We start from the raw sequence: 15278 nt of genomic DNA, 5'->3' as shown, positions 1-15278 counted from the left end.
GGAAATGATGGATCTGCCGGACTGTGATCCCACCAAACTCGAGCTCACGTACCGGCAATTCGGACTGGTGAACCGGCTCTTCTCCGGCTGGCGGCAGCTGTACCGCCGCGAGCTTCGCCCTCTCCTCTCCCACGACACTGAAACCACGCTCCTCGACATAGGATGCGGCGGCGGGGACCTGGCACGCCAGCTCGCCCTCTGGTCCGCCCGGGACAAACTGCTGCTCGAGGTCACCGGCATTGACCCGGACGCCAGGGCATACAGCTACTCGTTACGCCGCCCCCACCACGTCTCAGTCCGGTTCCGCCAGGCGGACAGTGCCGACATGGTCCGCGAAGGCCGCCGGTTCGACGTCGTCATCTCGAACCACGTCATCCACCACCTCCAACCAGCGGACCTGGCTCAGCTCCTGGCAGATTCGCAAGCCCTGGGGCGCCGGATTTCCCTGCACAACGACCTCCGCCGGAACATCGCAGCCTACGCACTTTTCTCCCTGGCCGCCCTCCCCTTCCGCGACTCGTTCATCCGAGCGGACGGCCTGACCTCGATCAGGCGCAGCTACACCCCGGCGGAACTCACCGCCGCCGCTCCCCCCGGCTGGCAGGTGGCGCGCCATTCCCCTTTCCATCAGGTCCTCATGCACGGTCCGGACCATCCCGATGGCTGACGTGGTGATCGTCGGCGGCGGACCCGTGGGTCTGTATCTCGCCGCCCTGCTGCTTCAGGAAGGCGTCGCGGTCCAGGTCCTTGAACAGCGTCTCCACCGGGAACAACACTCGCGGGCCATCGGCATCCATCCCCCGGCCCTCGCGGCGCTGGACAGGGCAGCGGTGGCCAGCGCCATGGTTGATGCCGGCGTGCAGATCCGCGGCGGCATTGCAGTCAGCGGCGCTAAGACCGTAGGGTCAATGTCTTTCGCGTCGGTCTCGGAGCGCTTCCCGTTTGTCCTGTCGCTCGCCCAGGTCACAACGGAATCCCTGCTGGAGCAGCGTGTACACGAACTCGACGGTGCGGCGCTCGTCAGGGGCGCCAGGGTGACGGGAATAGCGGACGACGGCGGACTGGTCACCGTCCGTGCTGCCGCCACCAAGACAGGCGGTGCCGGCACCCGGATCACCTCACGCCTTGTGGTCGCCGCCGACGGCTCGCGGTCCCTGATGCGCAGCCTGCTGGGCATCCCGGCCACGTCCCGAACCTATCCCGACCATTATGTGATGGGTGATTTCGAAGGTACCGGCAAAAACCTGAACGAAGCCGTCCTGTACCTCGAAGCCGAAGGGATAGTGGAATCCTTTCCGCTGCCGGGCGGACTCCGCCGCTGGGTAGTGAGGGTTCCCCGGCCCGAACCGGTCCCGGACGCCGTCGAACTCGCACGGATGGTCCACCACCGCACGGGGATCCGGCCGGACCCGGCCACCAACACCATGCTCAGTAGCTTCAGCCCGCGCTCCACGGTGGCGTGCCGATCAGTCTCGGGGCGGGCCGTCCTGATCGGTGATGCTGCCCATGAAATAAGCCCCATCGGCGGCCAGGGCATGAACCTTGGCTGGCTGGACGCGGCGGAACTCGCGCCGATCATCTGTGATGCCCTGGCGGGGAAACCGGTTGGCCAGCGCCTGCACGCCTATTCCGCCCGGCGTCGCAAGGCCGCCTCGGTAGCGCGATGGCAGTCCGAAGTGAATATGACGCTGGGGCGCCCGTTGGGGCGGCCGCTCCTGGCGTTGAGGAACCACGCAGTCAGCGCGGTGTCCGGCATTCCGGCGGCCAACAGGCTGGTGGCCCGCCGGTTCACCATGCAGTAACCCCCGCACCGGGTCAGGAATTCACGAAGTAGCAGTCGTAACTGTCCTGGCTGATTATCAGGCCGTCCCGGACTTCAAACACCGACGACGTCCGGGCGCGGATGGTCTCCCCGGCATCCCAGTACCGCAGGTCCATCAGCGTCCGCGCCGACCAGTCGGCCTCCACCACAACCCGACCGCCTTCGCAGGTAGTGCGGCGGATCCCGAACTTCTGGTCCGCCACTACTTCGCCGCTTTGATCGAGGCCAGCCATCGCCTGGTCCCGCGTCCGCGTGGAGCCTTCAGCCGCGAGCAGATGCGGCGCCTCGACCAACACGATGTCCGCAGCGAGGAAACGGCCGATGGCCCCGCCGTCACCGCCGGCTTCCAGGGTCCGGATAAAGTCCAGGACAAGTTCCAGTGCGTTGGGTTCGGACGCAATCAGTTCAGCCATGGCATCGACATTAGCCGACGCGGCCGACGCCCTGCGGCGTCCGCCGCTAGGCTTTCCGCATGACCCCTGTATCACCGACTACTTCATTCACTCCTGCGCACCTGAGGGAACGGGTGCAGGAAATCCTGTCTGCGGGATCGCTGCCGCCCATCGTCCAGGCCGGGAATCCCGTACTCCGCCAGCGGGCCGCGTCCTTCGACGGCCAGATCAGCGCCGCCGAGCTGGACCAGTTGATTGCCCTCATGCGCGACGTGATGCACGAAGCCCCTGGTGTGGGGTTGGCCGCCCCGCAACTCGGAATCCCGCTGCAGCTGGCAGTCCTTGAGGACCAGTACGACGTCGACCCCGAGGCCGCTGCACTGCGGCACCGCAGCCCGCTGGAGTTCCTCACCATCATCAACCCGCACTACACGGCCGTCGGAACGGAAAGCGCCGCGTTCTTCGAGGGGTGCCTCTCACTGACCGGCCTGCAGGCAGTGGTAGTACGGCCAGAGCGGGTGCTGCTCCGGTTCGATACCCCCGGAGGCCTGGCGTCGGAACGGGAATTCGAGGGCTGGCAGGCGAGAATTGTGCAGCACGAAACCGATCACCTCCATGGCACCCTCTACGTTGACCGCGCCGAGTTGAGGTCCTTGAGCTCCAACGCCGAGTACGCCGCCAACTGGGCCGAGCCGGGGATCGGAAAGGCCCGTGCGGCCCTGGGATTCCTGCCCGAGAACCCCTGACGCGCCTGCACGCCTCCGCGTCACTCCGGCGGTGCGTCTGCCGGATTTGCGTCGGTCGGGAGGAACCGGGCCCACCAGCGCAGGATGTGCTCGAATCTCTGACGCCGGTGCTGCGGCCTGCCTGACCGGGAAAGTTCATGGTCCTCGCCCGGGAACACCAGCAGCTGGGCTTCCACACCCCGCCGCTTCAGGGCCGTGAAATACCGCTGGCCCTGCTCCAGCGGACACCTGAGATCGTTTTCGCTGTGGATGACCAGCGTCGGGGTCTGCACGTTGCCCACGTGCTCGAACGGGCTTTGCGCGGCGAGCTCCACCGTTGAGCTGCCGAGATACTCGTTGCCGAAGTACCAGCCAATGTCGGCCGAGCCCTCGAAACTGACCGGGTCCAGGAATCCGCGCTCCACAATGGCACCCTGGAACCTGTGGTGGTGCGCGATGGTCGAGGCGGTCAGGTATCCGCCGTACGAGCCGCCCATGATGCCCAGCCGGCCCGCGTCCAGCGCCGGAAATTTGGCCAGCGCCCCGTCCAGGAACGCGAGGACATCCTCCATGTCGTCGGTGCCAAGGCGGCCCTTGATGGCCAGCCCGTGCTCCCGGCCGTAGCCGGCGGAGCCGCGCGGATTGCACATCAGCACGGCATAGCCCGCAGCCGCGTACACCTGGGCTTCGTCGAACAGGGCAACGGTGAACTGGGCAAACGGCCCGCCATGGATGTTCAGCAGGACCGGGTGCGGACCCTTGCCCGCAGGCCTGACGAGCCAGCCATGGACGGGATAGCCATCGGGCGCCTCAAACGTCAGCTCCTGTGGAACCACAATGTCCGTCTGTGTCCGCAGAACGGCCGAAAAGTCTGTCAGCAGCCGCAGCTGCCCGTCGTCGAGCACTCCGAGGTCCCCGTGAGTAGACGGATCGCTGAATACGACGAGCAGCGAACCACCCGCCCAGGCAGCGCCCGTCACCACCTTGTCGCCGTGCACCAGCAGGGCATGCCCGCCCGCCGCCCCCAGCTCAAGGAGCTCAACCGAGCCTTGCGCGTTGTTCAGGACCAGGGCGTGGTCCGGGCCGCGGAGCTCAATCCGGGCACCCGGCGCCGCAACGTCCATCAACTCTGGGTCGGTCAGCGCAATCGGCATGCCGCCGTCGGCCGCTACGCAGTACAGCACGGCGTTCCGTGCCACGAAGTCCCGGCCCGAGCCGCCCAGGTCCCGGGCAATGTAGAACAGCCATTTGCCGTCCCGGGACTGCCGGACTTCCGAGACGGTTTGAGGTGCGGCTACTCCCTTATCCACCGGGAGGGGGTCGCCGCCGGAGACCGGCACCCTGTAGATCAAGGTGGCCAAGTCGTCGTCGTTCTCCGGCGGTGCTGCCACAAAGTAGACGGCTGATCCGTCTGCACTGAAAAATCCGGAGCTGGCGTCCGTGGCGAGCGACGTCAGCTGCCGGGCTTCCGGCAGCGACGGAGCCGCAGGCGGCGCCAGCGGTTCGCCGCCGAGTTCCGGGACGTCCACGATGAACAGCTGCTGCGGCTTGTCGCGCGTGTAGCCAACGCTGTTCAGCCTGTACTGGTAGGAGGAGATCAGCCGTGGGGCCTCCGCCTCCGCGGTGATGGCTTCGCTGCTGCCGTACCGTCCGGTCTCGGGCTCGCGGGAGCTGAAAACTATCCGGTGCGAATCAGGAGACCAGGCGAAGGATTCCACTCCGAGCAGCCTGTCGGTAATGACCTGGGGTTCACCGCCGCCGGCCTCAACCACGACGAGCTGCGCTTTCGACGACGGTCCGCCCGTCCGGAGGAAGGCGAGGACCAGTCCATCAGGAGAGAAGGCAGGGCCGGTGTCCCGGAAGCCCCTGGTTATTCGTCGCGGCGGCTGCTCCTGGTTCAACGGGATGTTCCACAGCTGGCCCACGTAGGAGTCAGCAGTGAAATCCGGCCTGGTCACCGACACAACAGCGCGGCTGCCGTCCGGGTGAACGGCCGGCGCGGAGACGGAATTGAGCAGCGGGAGGTGTTCTGGCTTCACCCACGTGAGCCTAACGTGCGGCTTTCCCCCACGCGAACATGCGGCCGGACCACTCGCGCGGGCTCCGCGCCGGCCCGCTCCCCGCCCTAAGATGGTCCGTATGCCATCAAGCCCCCGCCCTCCGCTGCGCTGCCCCGTGTGCGGCGCCGCACTGGATGTCCGGGTCGGGCCGGGTGACGCGGCCCACAAGGCCTTGGTCTGCGGATCCGGGCACGGCTTCGACGCGGCGAAGCAGGGCTATTTCAACCTGCTGGTGGGCAAGGGGACAGTCTTTGAAGCCGACACCGCAGAGATGGTGGCGGCCCGGTTCGCTTTCCTCGACGGCGGGCATTACCGCCCCCTGGCAGATGCCGTCGCGGCCGCCGTCGTGCCCGGGATAACCCCGGGCGAACCATTCATGGTCCTCGATTCGGGTACGGGGACCGGCCACTATCTCAGGGTGGTGCTGGATGAGGTTCAGCGGCGCACGGCCAGCTACGCCGCCGTCGCGCTCGACATCTCCAAGTTCGCGCTCCGTCGCGCCGCGCGCCTCAACCCCGAGGCAATCAGCCTTGCCTGCGATGTGTGGCAGCCGCTCCCGGTGGCCGACGCCGCCGTCGACGCCATCACGGTGATCTTCGCTCCCCGCAACGCCGCCGAATTCGCCAGGGTCCTCCGCCCCGGCGGAAGGCTGGTGGTGGTGACGCCGCGCGCCGGACACCTGGCCGCCGTAGCCGCCCAGGCAGGGATGCTGTCCATCGAGGACGGCAAGGACGCGCGGCTGGCAGATTCCCTCTCGCCGCACTTCGCCGCCGAGTCCACCCGGGACCTGGATATCCTGATGATGCTGACGGCCAGCGAGCTGGCTGACCTGGCCTTCATGGGTCCGGCCGGGCACCACCTGGACCGCACGGCCATTGCCGCCAAAATCGGGAGCAGCGGGGTGTCGACCCAGGTGGAGGCACGATTCCGGATCACGGTCTTCCGTCCGGCACCGTCCGCACCGTAACGACGTGGCCACGTTCAACCGCTGCCCTTCACGCAACCTGCCGTCCTGCTTTCCGGCGGACTAGGATAGATAGACAGCTACCGAATGGTCAAGGGGGACGGAATGTTTGAATGGCTCGGCGAAAACTGGTGGGCCCTGTGGCTCACCGCCTTCCTCGCGTTCGCAGTGATCGAAATGATCACCCTTGACCTGTTCTTCATCATGCTCGGCGGCGGAACACTTGCCGCGCTCGTCGCAGATTTTGCCGGCGCTGACCTGTGGCTGCAGATTGTGGTGTTCTGCGTCGTCTCACTGCTGATGATCGCCTTTGTCCGCCCGGTGGCACTAAGCCACCTGAAAAAGGGACCCGCCGACCAGCGCACCAACATTGACCGGCTCATCGGCGAGCAGGCCCTGGTGATGGAAGCAGTCAGCTCCACCGGCGGCCGCGTCAAGATCGGGGGCGATGTCTGGAGCGCCCGGTCCTCCGGCGGCGTCCTGCCTGCCGGACAGAAGGCAGTGGTCTCCGCCATCGACGGGGCCACGGCTGTTGTTTCCGCCCAGCCGGAGCAGGCCACTCAGTCCTAAGTACAGCCTAACAATTGGGGAATAGGAGTCGTATGGATAACGCAGGAGGAGCCGCCCTGGCCATTGTGCTGGTGGTCCTGATCGTGTTCGTGATCATTGTCTTGGTCCGCTCAGTGCGGATTATCCCGCAGGCGAGGGCCGGCGTCGTTGAACGGCTCGGCAAGTACCAGCGGACCCTTAACCCGGGACTCACCATCCTGATCCCGTTTGTGGACCGGCTCCTGCCGCTCCTGGACCTGAGGGAGCAGGTGGTGTCCTTTCCACCGCAGCCGGTCATCACCGAAGACAACCTGGTGGTGTCCATCGACACTGTGGTGTACTTCCAGGTCACTGATCCGCGCGCAGCCACCTATGAGATTGCCAATTACATCCAGGCCGTGGAGCAGCTCACCACTACCACCCTGCGTAACGTTGTGGGCGGCCTGAACCTGGAAGAGGCGCTCACATCCCGCGACCAGATCAACGGCCAGCTGCGCGGTGTCTTGGACGAGGCAACCGGCCGCTGGGGCATCCGGGTCTCGCGCGTGGAGCTCAAGGCCATTGACCCGCCCCACTCGATCCAGGACTCCATGGAGAAGCAGATGCGGGCCGAGCGAGACCGCCGCGCTGCGATCCTCACGGCCGAAGGCACCAAGCAGTCTGCCATCCTGACGGCCGAGGGCCAGCGGCAAGCATCGATCCTTGCGGCTGAGGGCGACGCCAAGGCGGCCATCCTCCGCGCAGACGGTGAAGCACAGGCCATCCAGAAGGTCTTTGACGCCATCCACAAGGGCAACCCCGACCAGAAGCTCCTGGCCTACCAGTACCTGCAGACGCTTCCGAAAATCGCAGAGGGATCATCAAACAAGCTGTGGATCATTCCCAGCGAAATTGGCGAGGCACTTAAGGGCATCGGCCAGGCGCTCGGCGGTACCAATCCTGATCCGACCGCCGGCGGCGGCGGGCTGTTCGACGAGGAACCCGCTAAACAGCCTGGGTCCTGACACGGATTTGCCCCATACGGGGCGGGAGGGGATTCGCGCTTGGTTGCGGGTCCCCTCCCGTTTTGCGGCTAGGCCCCACGCCGGTATAATTGAGTATTTGTCCGGTCGGACCAGATCCGCTGGAACAAGAAAGCTTCGCAATGCGTTGAATCTTATGATGCAGCACAGTGCACAAAGTAGTCCGGGGCGGTTATGCCGTTCCGGCTTGCGTGGAGTCCTGCTCCGCGAACCGACCAGAGGGAGAAAACATGAGCGATCGCAGCCTGCGGGGTATGCGTCTTGGCGCGCAGAGCATGGAGACCGAGTCCGGCGTTGAGCCGGCTCCGCGCCAGCGCGTCGAATACCGGTGCGAGGACGGCGAGCAGGTCTTCGTGACGTTCTCTTCAGAGGCTGAAATTCCTCCTGTGTGGGTCTCCAAGACCGGCAAGGAAGCGCTCCTCGTTGATGGCGAACGTCCGGACACCAGCAACGAAAAGGCTGTCCGTACGCACTGGGACATGCTTCTCGAGCGCCGTTCCCTTCCGGAGCTGGAGCAGATCCTCGAGGACCGGCTGACCATCCTGCGCGAACGCCGTGGCGAACGGCGCAGCGCCTGACCCCAGCGGCGGTCACGGCCTCCCACCTAGGTCATAGCGTCACCGATTGACGCGATCTGAACGATTAAGAAAGGGCCGGGCCGGCAACGTGATCACGTTGCCGGCCCGGCCCTTATCTTTTGTCCTAACGGCGTTGCAGGTCAGCCCTGTGCCGGATCCTTCTTGCCTGTGAGCTTGTTCCAGCGTGCCTGCAGGCCCCACCTGGTGACGTTGACCATGGCCTCAGCAACAATGTTGCCGCTCATCTTTGACGCTCCGAGCTCGCGCTCCACGAACGTAATGGGGCGTTCCTCGATCCTGAGGCCCAGCTTGGCTACACGCCACGCCAAGTCAACCTGGAAGCCGTAGCCGACTGAATCGACAAGGTCGAGGTTCAGTTTTTCCAGCGTGGTCCGCCGGAAGGCGCGGTAGCCGCCGGTGACGTCCTTGATCTTCAGGCCCAGCATCAGCCGGGCGTACGTGCTCCCAGTGCGTGAAATCGCCTGCCGGTACAGCGGCCAGTTGACCACGCTGCCACCGGGAACCCAGCGGGATCCCATGGCAAGGTCCGCGCCCTGTTCAACGGCTTCCAGCAGCTGGGGAAGCTGTTCGGGCTGGTGTGAGCCGTCCGCATCCATTTCCACCAGGACGTCGTAGCCTGCCTCGAGTCCCCATTTGAACCCGGCAATGTAGGCGGCTCCCAGGCCAGCCTTGCCTTTGCGGTGCAGGACGTGAACCTGTGCATCCTCGGCGGCAAAGCCGTCCGCAAGCTGACCGGTGCCGTCCGGGCTGTTGTCGTCCACCACCAGTACGTCCGAGGCCGGTACGGCTGCGCGGAGGCGTTGAAGAGTCTTGGGCAGCGATTCCAGCTCGTTGTAAGTAGGAATGATGGTGAGGACGCGCACAAAGGGCCTTCCTGGACGGGAGCAGTCGGAGCGGCTGAACCGTAGCGGAGTAGCTGGCGGTCAGGCGCAACTACCTATTATAGGGCGCTTTATGGGGGCGCTGGCCGGTGTGTCCGGTCAGGAGCGCAGTGCCGGACTCGAATGCAGCTCCACGCCGTCCTTCACGGTCTGCAGGCACACCGGGTCCACGCCGTTATCAAGTGCCGGGAGAAGGGGCGTGCGGGCACGCGGATCCGTGCTCCAGGACTGGACGCGGCCGTCCGCCACCTGGACCATGAGCTCCTCAGCATCCCAAACAGCGAAACTGGCTGGTGCGCCGGGAACCAGTTGCCCGGCCATCGGGTTGTGGTGCTTTGCTGCCCGCCACCCCGCGCGGGTGTGGCCGAGGAACGCTGCGCGGGCCGAGATCCGTTCAGCGTGGTTGTGGTGTTCCAGGCAGGCACGCACGCTGGACCACGGGCGCAGCGGTGTCACCGGGCTGTCGCTGCCAAAGCAGATGGGAACACCGGCAGCATAGAACGAGGCAAACGGGTTCATGGAGCGGCTCCGGCTCCCCAGGCGCTGCTCATACATGCCGCCTTCGTTCCCCCAGTCAGCGTCGAAGCGTGGCTGGGCGCTGACGGTGACGGAGTAGCGGGCCAGCTGTTGCACTGATTTGGGGTCTGCGACTTCCACATGTTCGAAGCGGTGGCCGGCGGCACGGATCCGTTGTTCGCCCACTTCGGCGGCCGCGAGTTCCAGTGCCTCCAGCGCGGCATCAAGTCCCGCGTCGCCGATGACGTGGAAGCCGCCCTGGATGCCCAGCAGCGAGCAGGCCGCCAGGTGGGCGCCGGCCTGCTCTGCCGAGAGGTAGAGGCTGCCCCGCTCCCCCGCCGCGTCGCTGTAGCCGGCCCTCAGTGCCGCTGTCCTGGAGCCGAGGGAACCGTCAATGTTCAGGTCGCCTGCCAGGCCGCGCACGGATACGCCCAGTTCGTCCAGCAGTGCCCGGGCCTGCTCCTCGGAGGTGGCCAGTTCGCCCCAGTACGGCAGGATTTCCGGCATGGCGTCTCCGGCCGACGTGTTCCACGCGGCGGCAAGGCGGAGGTCAGAAACTCCGCCGATATGCGGCGCGGCCATCTCCGCCAGTGCCACATAACCGTTTTCGGCCGCTTCGGTCAGGGCGCGCCGCTGGTAGGCCAGGAGGCTGGCCTCCGGGAGCCGCCGTGCTTCCTGGCGGGCCGCTGTATGGGCGGCCCGCTTCACTTGTGGACCCGCGCTGTAGCCGTCCAGCCCGCCAAGCCCGGCGGCGGCAGCCAAGGAGGAAGAGACCAACGCCGAATGCGCATCCACCCTGGCCAGGAACACGGGCCTGCCGCCGGCGGCCTGCTCAAGCTCCTCGGGCGCCGGCAGGGCCGGGTCCTCCCACGTGGATTCATCCCAGCCATGACCCAGCAGGGCGCCGTCGCCTTTGGCTGCGGCCACGGCATCGAGTAATTGCCGGGCGGAACGGATCCCGCCCAGCTGGAGGGAACCCAGTGCGATGCCGGTTTCCGTGAGGTGGACGTGGGAGTCAACAAACCCCGGCGCTACGAGGGCTCCATGGAGGTCGATGATCTCCATGGAACTGTCGGCGATGGAGGATGCCGCCTGCTCGGAGCCGACCCAGGCAACGGTGTCGCCGTCAACGAGCATGGCGGTGGCAAAGGGGTCTGCTGCTGTGTAGACCGAGCCGTTGCGGTACAGGACCACCTTCCGCTCGTGCGGCGCGGGCGTGGTGGAACGTTCAGTGGTCATGCGGGCGAAGCTCCTGGGGCTAGGGGGAAGAAGGCAGGCTGCCGGTGCATCAGAGCCGGGACATCAAAGTACGGAAGAGTAGGCCACGACGCCGCGGCGGATGAGTGATATTGCTTCTGCGCAAAGCCTGGAGACGCGCGGATCCAGGCCGGGAATCTTGGCGAGCTGGTCCAGGAGGTCGATGACCTGTTTGACCCAACGGACGAAGTCGCCCGCCGCCAGGTCCGTACCGTTGAGCACTTCCTGGAGGTGGCGTCCCTTGGCCCATTTGTACATCGGCCAGACAAGACCGAGTTCCGGTTCGGCAGTCAGCGGAAGTTTGTTCGCCTCTTCCACGTCCTCCAGGGCCGACCATTCCCGGACCACCACATCCACGGACGATTCAAGCGAGACGCTGGGCATCCGGGGGCGGAGGCCCCTGTCCTCGCGTTTGGCCTGGTAGACCAGGACGCTGGCCAGGGCCGCTACTTCGACGGCGTCCAGGTCGTTGAGCGCGCCCAGCCGCAGTGCTTGCGAAATCAGCAGGTCCTTCTCGCCGTAGATCCGGCGGAGCCGATGGCCGTCCGGGCTGATGGCCAGGCGCCCGTCAGCTCCCGCTTCCAGGTAGCCGTAGGCGGAAAGGACATCGCAGACGCGATCGAAGGTCTTGGCAATGGTGTTGGTCCGGCCCTGGATCTGCCGGACCAGGGCATCCGTCTCCCGGCGCAGCTTCCACCAACGCTCTGACCAGCGCGCGTGGTCTTCACGCTCGCTGCAGCCGTGGCAGGGGTGGGCCCGGAGCGCCCGGCGAAGCTCCGTGATGCGTTTCTCCTGATGGGGCAAAACGGACCCCATGCCAAAATCGGTGCTGCGGCCGGGGGCAGGCGGGCGGTTCTCGCGCAGTGCATTCCTGGCCGACGATGCGAGGTCACGCCGGGATTTCGGGACCTTTGCGTTGAACGACTTCGGAATGCGGATCCGTGTCAGGGGCGCGATGGGGCCCTCAAGGTCCTCGGTGCCGATTCGCCTGAGCTGGTTGTCGAGCGTCAGGATGGCAGGCCGCGGCTCCCTGCCGCTGTGGTCCGAGCTGAGCACAATCGCCGGTCCGGGCGCCCGCCCGCCCGGGACGTCCACCACGTCGCCGGGCATCAGCCGCGCCAGGGAGTCTTCATTCAGCGACTTAAGAGCCCGGGACTTGCTGCGGGAGGTGACATTCTCGGCGTCGGACAGTTCACGGCGCAACCGGGCATACTCAGTGAAGTCTCCGAGGTGGCAGGTCATGGATTTTGCGTATCCCGCGAGGGACTCTTCGCGGCTGCGCACCTGCTTGGCAAGTCCGACAACGGACCGGTCAGCCTGGAACTGCGCGAAGGAGGATTCAAGGATTTCCCGCGCACGTGCGCGGCCAAACTGCGCCAACAGGTTGATGCTCATGTTGTACGTCGGCCGGAAGCTTGAGTTCAGCGGATACGTACGCCGCGAGGCGAGGCCGGCAACAGCAGCAGGGTCCGTGCCCGGCTGCCACAGGACAACGGCATGGCCTTCGATGTCGATGCCGCGGCGGCCCGCGCGGCCGGTCAGCTGAGTGTACTCCCCCGCGGTGATGTCCACGTGGGCTTCGCCATTGAACTTGTCGAGCTTCTCCAGGACCACGGAGCGGGCCGGCATGTTGACGCCCAGGGCCAGCGTTTCGGTGGCGAACACAGCCTTGACCAGGCCCTCGACGAATAGCTTCTCCACTACTTCCTTGAAGGTGGGAAGCATGCCGGCATGGTGGGCCGCGAAACCACGCAGCAGGCCATCCCGCCACGTCCAGAAGCCGAGGACGTCCAGATCCTCTGACGGGATGTCCTGCCCGGCCTCGTCAACGCGCTGCGCAATGATCTGCTGCTCCTTCTCCGTGGTCAGCCAGAGTCCGGACGAGACACATTGGGCAACGGCGGCATCGCAGCCTGCCCGCGAGAAGATAAACGTGATGGCGGGCAGCAGGTCCTGCCGGTCCAGGCTGGCAATCACTTGGGGACGGCTGGCCTTCCGGACGGCGCCGGGCTGGGCTCCCTGCCGGGGGCGGTCCTCTGTCCGTTGCCGGTGCTGCCGGCGCTGGCTCCGTCCGCCGTGGCCGAAGCGTCCGGCGAAACTTTGCTGGCCTTCGCTGCGGGCCATTTTGAGCAGGTCCGGATTGACCTCGAACCCCGGCCCGTCCGCGTCCTTGGTGGCCGCGGTGAGCCGCTCCTGGACCGGTAGTGGAGCTCCGGTCTCCGCATCCGCGGGCGGCGCGATTTCGTCGAAGGTGGTTTCTCCGGCGAACAGGTCCACGATGTCCCGGCCCACCATAACGTGCTGCCACAGGGGAACCGGGCGGTGCTCGGAGACAATGATGTCGGTGTCGCCGCGCACGGTATCCAGCCAGGCACCGAATTCTTCTGCGTTGGAAACCGTGGCGCTGAGGGAGGCTACCTGGACTTCGCTGGGGAGGTGGATGATGACTTCCTCCCAGACGGCACCACGGAAGCGGTCCGCGAGGTAGTGGACTTCGTCCATGACCACAAAGCCGAGGTCATCCAGGGTGTCCGAGTCCGCGTAGAGCATGTTCCGGAGGACTTCCGTGGTCATGACCACCACGGGGGCGTCGCCATTGATGCTGGTGTCGCCGGTAAGTAGACCGACGTTTTCCGCCCCGTACTTTTCGGAGAGTTCCGTAAATTTTTGGTTGCTCAGAGCCTTGATCGGGGTGGTGTAGAAGGCCTTGAGGTTTCGTTGCAAAGCGAGATAGATGGCAAATTCGCCCACGATGGTTTTACCGGCACCAGTGGGGGCAGCCACCAGCACTCCCTTGCCGTCCTGGAGGGACCGGCAGGCGAGGCGCTGGAATTCGTCAAGTTCAAAATCAAGGGTGCGGACAAACCCGCCGAGGTAGGTGCCCGCTTCGGCCGTGCGTTCCGCGCTGGCCCGGTAGCTTTCAGAGGGCGAGAGTGGCCCGGAAATAGAGGACATGCCTCAAGCCTAGTGCGCCGCGCGCTACAGGTTCTTCAGTTCGTTGCCGGGCGTCGCGATGTCGGCTGTCGCGTCCGTCTCAGCAGCCTGTTGCGCCACGCGCTTGTCACGGCGCTTGTCGTTGAAGATACACAGCCCGATCGCCGCGAAGAACAGAATCAGCAGCGGCGCAGCAAGCAGGAACATGGACAGCGCGTCCGTGCCTGGTGCGGCCAGTGCCGCCAGTACAAAGACCAGGAAGACGATAATCCGCCAGGCTTTGAGGATGGTCCGGCCCCTGACCACACCGGCCATGTTGATGCCGACCAGGATCACGGGGACCAGAAAAGAGATCCCGAGGATAAGCAACATCTGCGTGGCAAACGTCAGGTAGTCGGTGGCCGAGATGTTGTTGGCGCCGGTGGCGGGTGTGAACTGTAGCAGCGCCCTGACCACGGTGGGGAACACGAGCCAGGCTACAAACACACCGGCCAGGAACAGGGGCACAGCGGCCGCCATGAAGCCGAGCGTGTAGCCGCGTTCCTTCTTGGTCAGACCCGGGGTGATAAAAGCCCACACCTGATAGATCCAGACAGGGCTGGAGATAACCAGCCCTATCTGGATGGCAATCTGGATCTTGAAGGCAAAAGGATCTGCGATGGTCGCAAAGTTCAGGACCGCGGTGCGCCCCGTATCCCGGGCAATGGAAATCAGCGGGTCCGACAGGCTGGCCACGACTGGATCGTAAAGGAACCAGCCGCCCACGCCGGCAACCAGCACAGCAATCGCCGATTTGATCACCCGGTTCTTGAGCTCTTTGAGGTGGTCCCAAAGAGCCATCCGCCCCTCAGGGTTGGACTTACGGCCCCGCGTCAGTGCCACTTCGGGTTAGGCGCGGGTCGACGGCGGAACGTCAGTGCCGTCGGTCGGCTCACCGGGCTTCGCCGGCGGGTGGTTAACGATCTTGCCTTCCACCGGGCCGGAAGCCGTGTCGGTGGAGTCGGTTTTGCCGTCGTTCTTCATTTCCTTGACCTCGGACTTGATGATCCGCATGGACTGGCCAAGGCTGCGGGCCATGGCAGGGAGTTTGGGCGCGGCGAATAGCAGCAGCGCAACGACGATGATAATGACAATTGGCCACGGGCCATCAAAGAGTCTTCCCACGGGAAATCCTTTCCTCTAACAACATCCTACGTCTAACTGAGATTGAGATCGCGAAGTGACTGGGGCTGGCCCCGATCGTGCTTACGCTGGACGCGCCTCTGGCGGCGGCCCTCCCGGCGGGATGACTTGGATGCGTCGTAATCATGACGCATCTGGGCCGGTGAGGCAAAAACAGCCGCACCGGGCGGAGCTGACCCTGGCGGCTGGGAGCCGTCATCGACGGTGGCCGCTGCCGGCGCCAGGTGTGCCACTTTAGCTCCGGCGGCGCCCAGGTCCTTCATTACCGCCATGAACTGGCGGTACAGCCGGATGCCCAGGAGGACATAAAAGAGCAGGGAGAGCGCAATAAGCGCAATCCAGATCAGGATCCAGGACCACCAAGGCATGCTGACG

At 65.5% G+C, this 15278-nt stretch carries 15 protein-coding genes; 7 read left to right on the top strand and 8 right to left on the bottom strand.

Features of this window, described 5'->3' with window-relative positions; genetic code table 11:
- Nucleotides 1–7: 7 nt before the first annotated feature.
- On the top strand, nt 8–667 hold the full coding sequence (locus NG698_RS02690; protein WP_252608021.1) for a class I SAM-dependent methyltransferase: 660 nt from the start codon (nt 8–10) through the stop codon (nt 665–667).
- Nucleotides 660–1802 carry an FAD-dependent oxidoreductase gene (locus NG698_RS02685; protein ID WP_252607968.1) on the top strand — a complete coding sequence of 381 codons (1143 nt, stop codon included), beginning with the start codon at nt 660–662 and terminating at the stop codon, nt 1800–1802. The genes NG698_RS02690 and NG698_RS02685 overlap by 8 nt, the downstream gene beginning before the upstream one ends.
- Before the next feature lie 13 nt (nt 1803–1815).
- Here the strand turns inward: NG698_RS02685 and NG698_RS02680 are convergent, their stop codons facing one another.
- Nucleotides 1816–2235 (bottom strand): nuclear transport factor 2 family protein, encoded by a 420-nt coding sequence (locus NG698_RS02680; RefSeq protein ID WP_252598837.1) that lies wholly within the window; start codon nt 2233–2235, stop codon nt 1816–1818.
- 59 nt (nt 2236–2294) lie between these two features.
- Here NG698_RS02680 and NG698_RS02675 point away from each other — a divergent pair, with 59 nt between their 5' ends.
- Nucleotides 2295–2960: a peptide deformylase gene (locus tag NG698_RS02675; RefSeq protein ID WP_252598836.1), complete on the top strand. Its 666-nt coding sequence runs from the start codon at nt 2295–2297 to the stop codon at nt 2958–2960.
- Between the two features lie 20 nt (nt 2961–2980).
- Here the strand turns inward: NG698_RS02675 and NG698_RS02670 are convergent, their stop codons facing one another.
- Complete coding sequence (locus NG698_RS02670; RefSeq protein WP_252607967.1) at nt 2981–4978, bottom strand: S9 family peptidase; 1998 nt, start codon at nt 4976–4978, stop codon at nt 2981–2983.
- Nucleotides 4979–5078: 100 nt separating this feature from the next.
- Here NG698_RS02670 and NG698_RS02665 point away from each other — a divergent pair, with 100 nt between their 5' ends.
- The 4 genes from NG698_RS02665 (at nt 5079) to NG698_RS02650 (ending at nt 8112) form a co-directional block, all read left to right on the top strand.
- Entirely contained in the window at nt 5079–5966 is an 888-nt protein-coding gene (locus tag NG698_RS02665) for a methyltransferase domain-containing protein (protein ID WP_252598834.1), read from the top strand.
- A 102-nt stretch (nt 5967–6068) separates the two neighbouring features.
- Nucleotides 6069–6533 (top strand): NfeD family protein, encoded by a 465-nt coding sequence (locus NG698_RS02660; protein ID WP_252607966.1) that lies wholly within the window; start codon nt 6069–6071, stop codon nt 6531–6533.
- A 32-nt stretch (nt 6534–6565) separates the two neighbouring features.
- Nucleotides 6566–7516: an SPFH domain-containing protein gene (locus tag NG698_RS02655; protein ID WP_056340024.1), complete on the top strand. Its 951-nt coding sequence runs from the start codon at nt 6566–6568 to the stop codon at nt 7514–7516.
- 248 nt (nt 7517–7764) lie between these two features.
- Nucleotides 7765–8112, top strand: a complete 348-nt coding sequence (locus NG698_RS02650) for an RNA polymerase-binding protein RbpA (protein ID WP_003802221.1) — start codon at nt 7765–7767, stop codon at nt 8110–8112.
- Nucleotides 8113–8252: 140 nt separating this feature from the next.
- Here NG698_RS02650 and NG698_RS02645 read toward each other — a convergent pair whose 3' ends face one another.
- From NG698_RS02645 to NG698_RS02620, 6 genes are all read right to left on the bottom strand, one after another.
- Nucleotides 8253–8996 carry a polyprenol monophosphomannose synthase gene (locus NG698_RS02645; RefSeq protein WP_252607965.1) on the bottom strand — a complete coding sequence of 248 codons (744 nt, stop codon included), beginning with the start codon at nt 8994–8996 and terminating at the stop codon, nt 8253–8255.
- Nucleotides 8997–9113: 117 nt separating this feature from the next.
- Nucleotides 9114–10769, bottom strand: coding sequence for an amidohydrolase (locus NG698_RS02640; RefSeq protein WP_252607964.1), 1656 nt, complete (start codon nt 10767–10769; stop codon nt 9114–9116).
- Between the two features lie 63 nt (nt 10770–10832).
- A complete protein-coding gene (locus NG698_RS02635) occupies nt 10833–13742 on the bottom strand; it encodes a DEAD/DEAH box helicase (RefSeq protein WP_252607963.1) in 2910 nt (969 codons plus the stop codon).
- Between the two features lie 24 nt (nt 13743–13766).
- A complete protein-coding gene (gene tatC / locus NG698_RS02630) occupies nt 13767–14561 on the bottom strand; it encodes a twin-arginine translocase subunit TatC (RefSeq protein ID WP_252598927.1) in 795 nt (264 codons plus the stop codon).
- 48 nt (nt 14562–14609) lie between these two features.
- On the bottom strand, nt 14610–14885 hold the full coding sequence (tatA, locus tag NG698_RS02625; protein ID WP_056340008.1) for a Sec-independent protein translocase subunit TatA: 276 nt from the start codon (nt 14883–14885) through the stop codon (nt 14610–14612).
- A 32-nt stretch (nt 14886–14917) separates the two neighbouring features.
- Nucleotides 14918–15271, bottom strand: a complete 354-nt coding sequence (locus NG698_RS02620; RefSeq protein ID WP_252565389.1) for a hypothetical protein — start codon at nt 15269–15271, stop codon at nt 14918–14920.
- Nucleotides 15272–15278 lie beyond the last annotated feature (7 nt).

Origin of the sequence: Pseudarthrobacter raffinosi, from assembly GCF_023913735.1 — a bacterium.
GTDB lineage: Bacteria > Actinomycetota > Actinomycetes > Actinomycetales > Micrococcaceae > Arthrobacter > Arthrobacter raffinosi.
The sequence above is the reverse complement of the archived record's forward strand: the minus strand, read 5'-3'. Positions and strand labels throughout refer to the sequence as shown.

Excerpts from the sequence above, each read along its gene's own strand:
- NG698_RS02690 (WP_252608021.1), top strand. The coding sequence starts at position 8 with ATGGATCTGCCGGACTGTGATCCCACCAAACTCGAGCTCACGTACCGG.
- NG698_RS02685 (WP_252607968.1), top strand. The coding sequence starts at position 660 with ATGGCTGACGTGGTGATCGTCGGCGGCGGACCCGTGGGTCTGTATCTC.
- NG698_RS02680 (WP_252598837.1), bottom strand. The coding sequence starts at position 2,235 with ATGGCTGAACTGATTGCGTCCGAACCCAACGCACTGGAACTTGTCCTG.
- NG698_RS02675 (WP_252598836.1), top strand. The coding sequence starts at position 2,295 with ATGACCCCTGTATCACCGACTACTTCATTCACTCCTGCGCACCTGAGG.
- NG698_RS02665 (WP_252598834.1), top strand. The coding sequence starts at position 5,079 with ATGCCATCAAGCCCCCGCCCTCCGCTGCGCTGCCCCGTGTGCGGCGCC.
- NG698_RS02660 (WP_252607966.1), top strand. The coding sequence starts at position 6,069 with ATGTTTGAATGGCTCGGCGAAAACTGGTGGGCCCTGTGGCTCACCGCC.
- NG698_RS02655 (WP_056340024.1), top strand. The coding sequence starts at position 6,566 with ATGGATAACGCAGGAGGAGCCGCCCTGGCCATTGTGCTGGTGGTCCTG.
- NG698_RS02650 (WP_003802221.1), top strand. The coding sequence starts at position 7,765 with ATGAGCGATCGCAGCCTGCGGGGTATGCGTCTTGGCGCGCAGAGCATG.
- NG698_RS02640 (WP_252607964.1), bottom strand. The coding sequence starts at position 10,769 with ATGACCACTGAACGTTCCACCACGCCCGCGCCGCACGAGCGGAAGGTG.
- NG698_RS02635 (WP_252607963.1), bottom strand. The coding sequence starts at position 13,742 with ATGTCCTCTATTTCCGGGCCACTCTCGCCCTCTGAAAGCTACCGGGCC.
- tatC (WP_252598927.1), bottom strand. The coding sequence starts at position 14,561 with ATGGCTCTTTGGGACCACCTCAAAGAGCTCAAGAACCGGGTGATCAAA.
- NG698_RS02620 (WP_252565389.1), bottom strand. The coding sequence starts at position 15,271 with ATGCCTTGGTGGTCCTGGATCCTGATCTGGATTGCGCTTATTGCGCTC.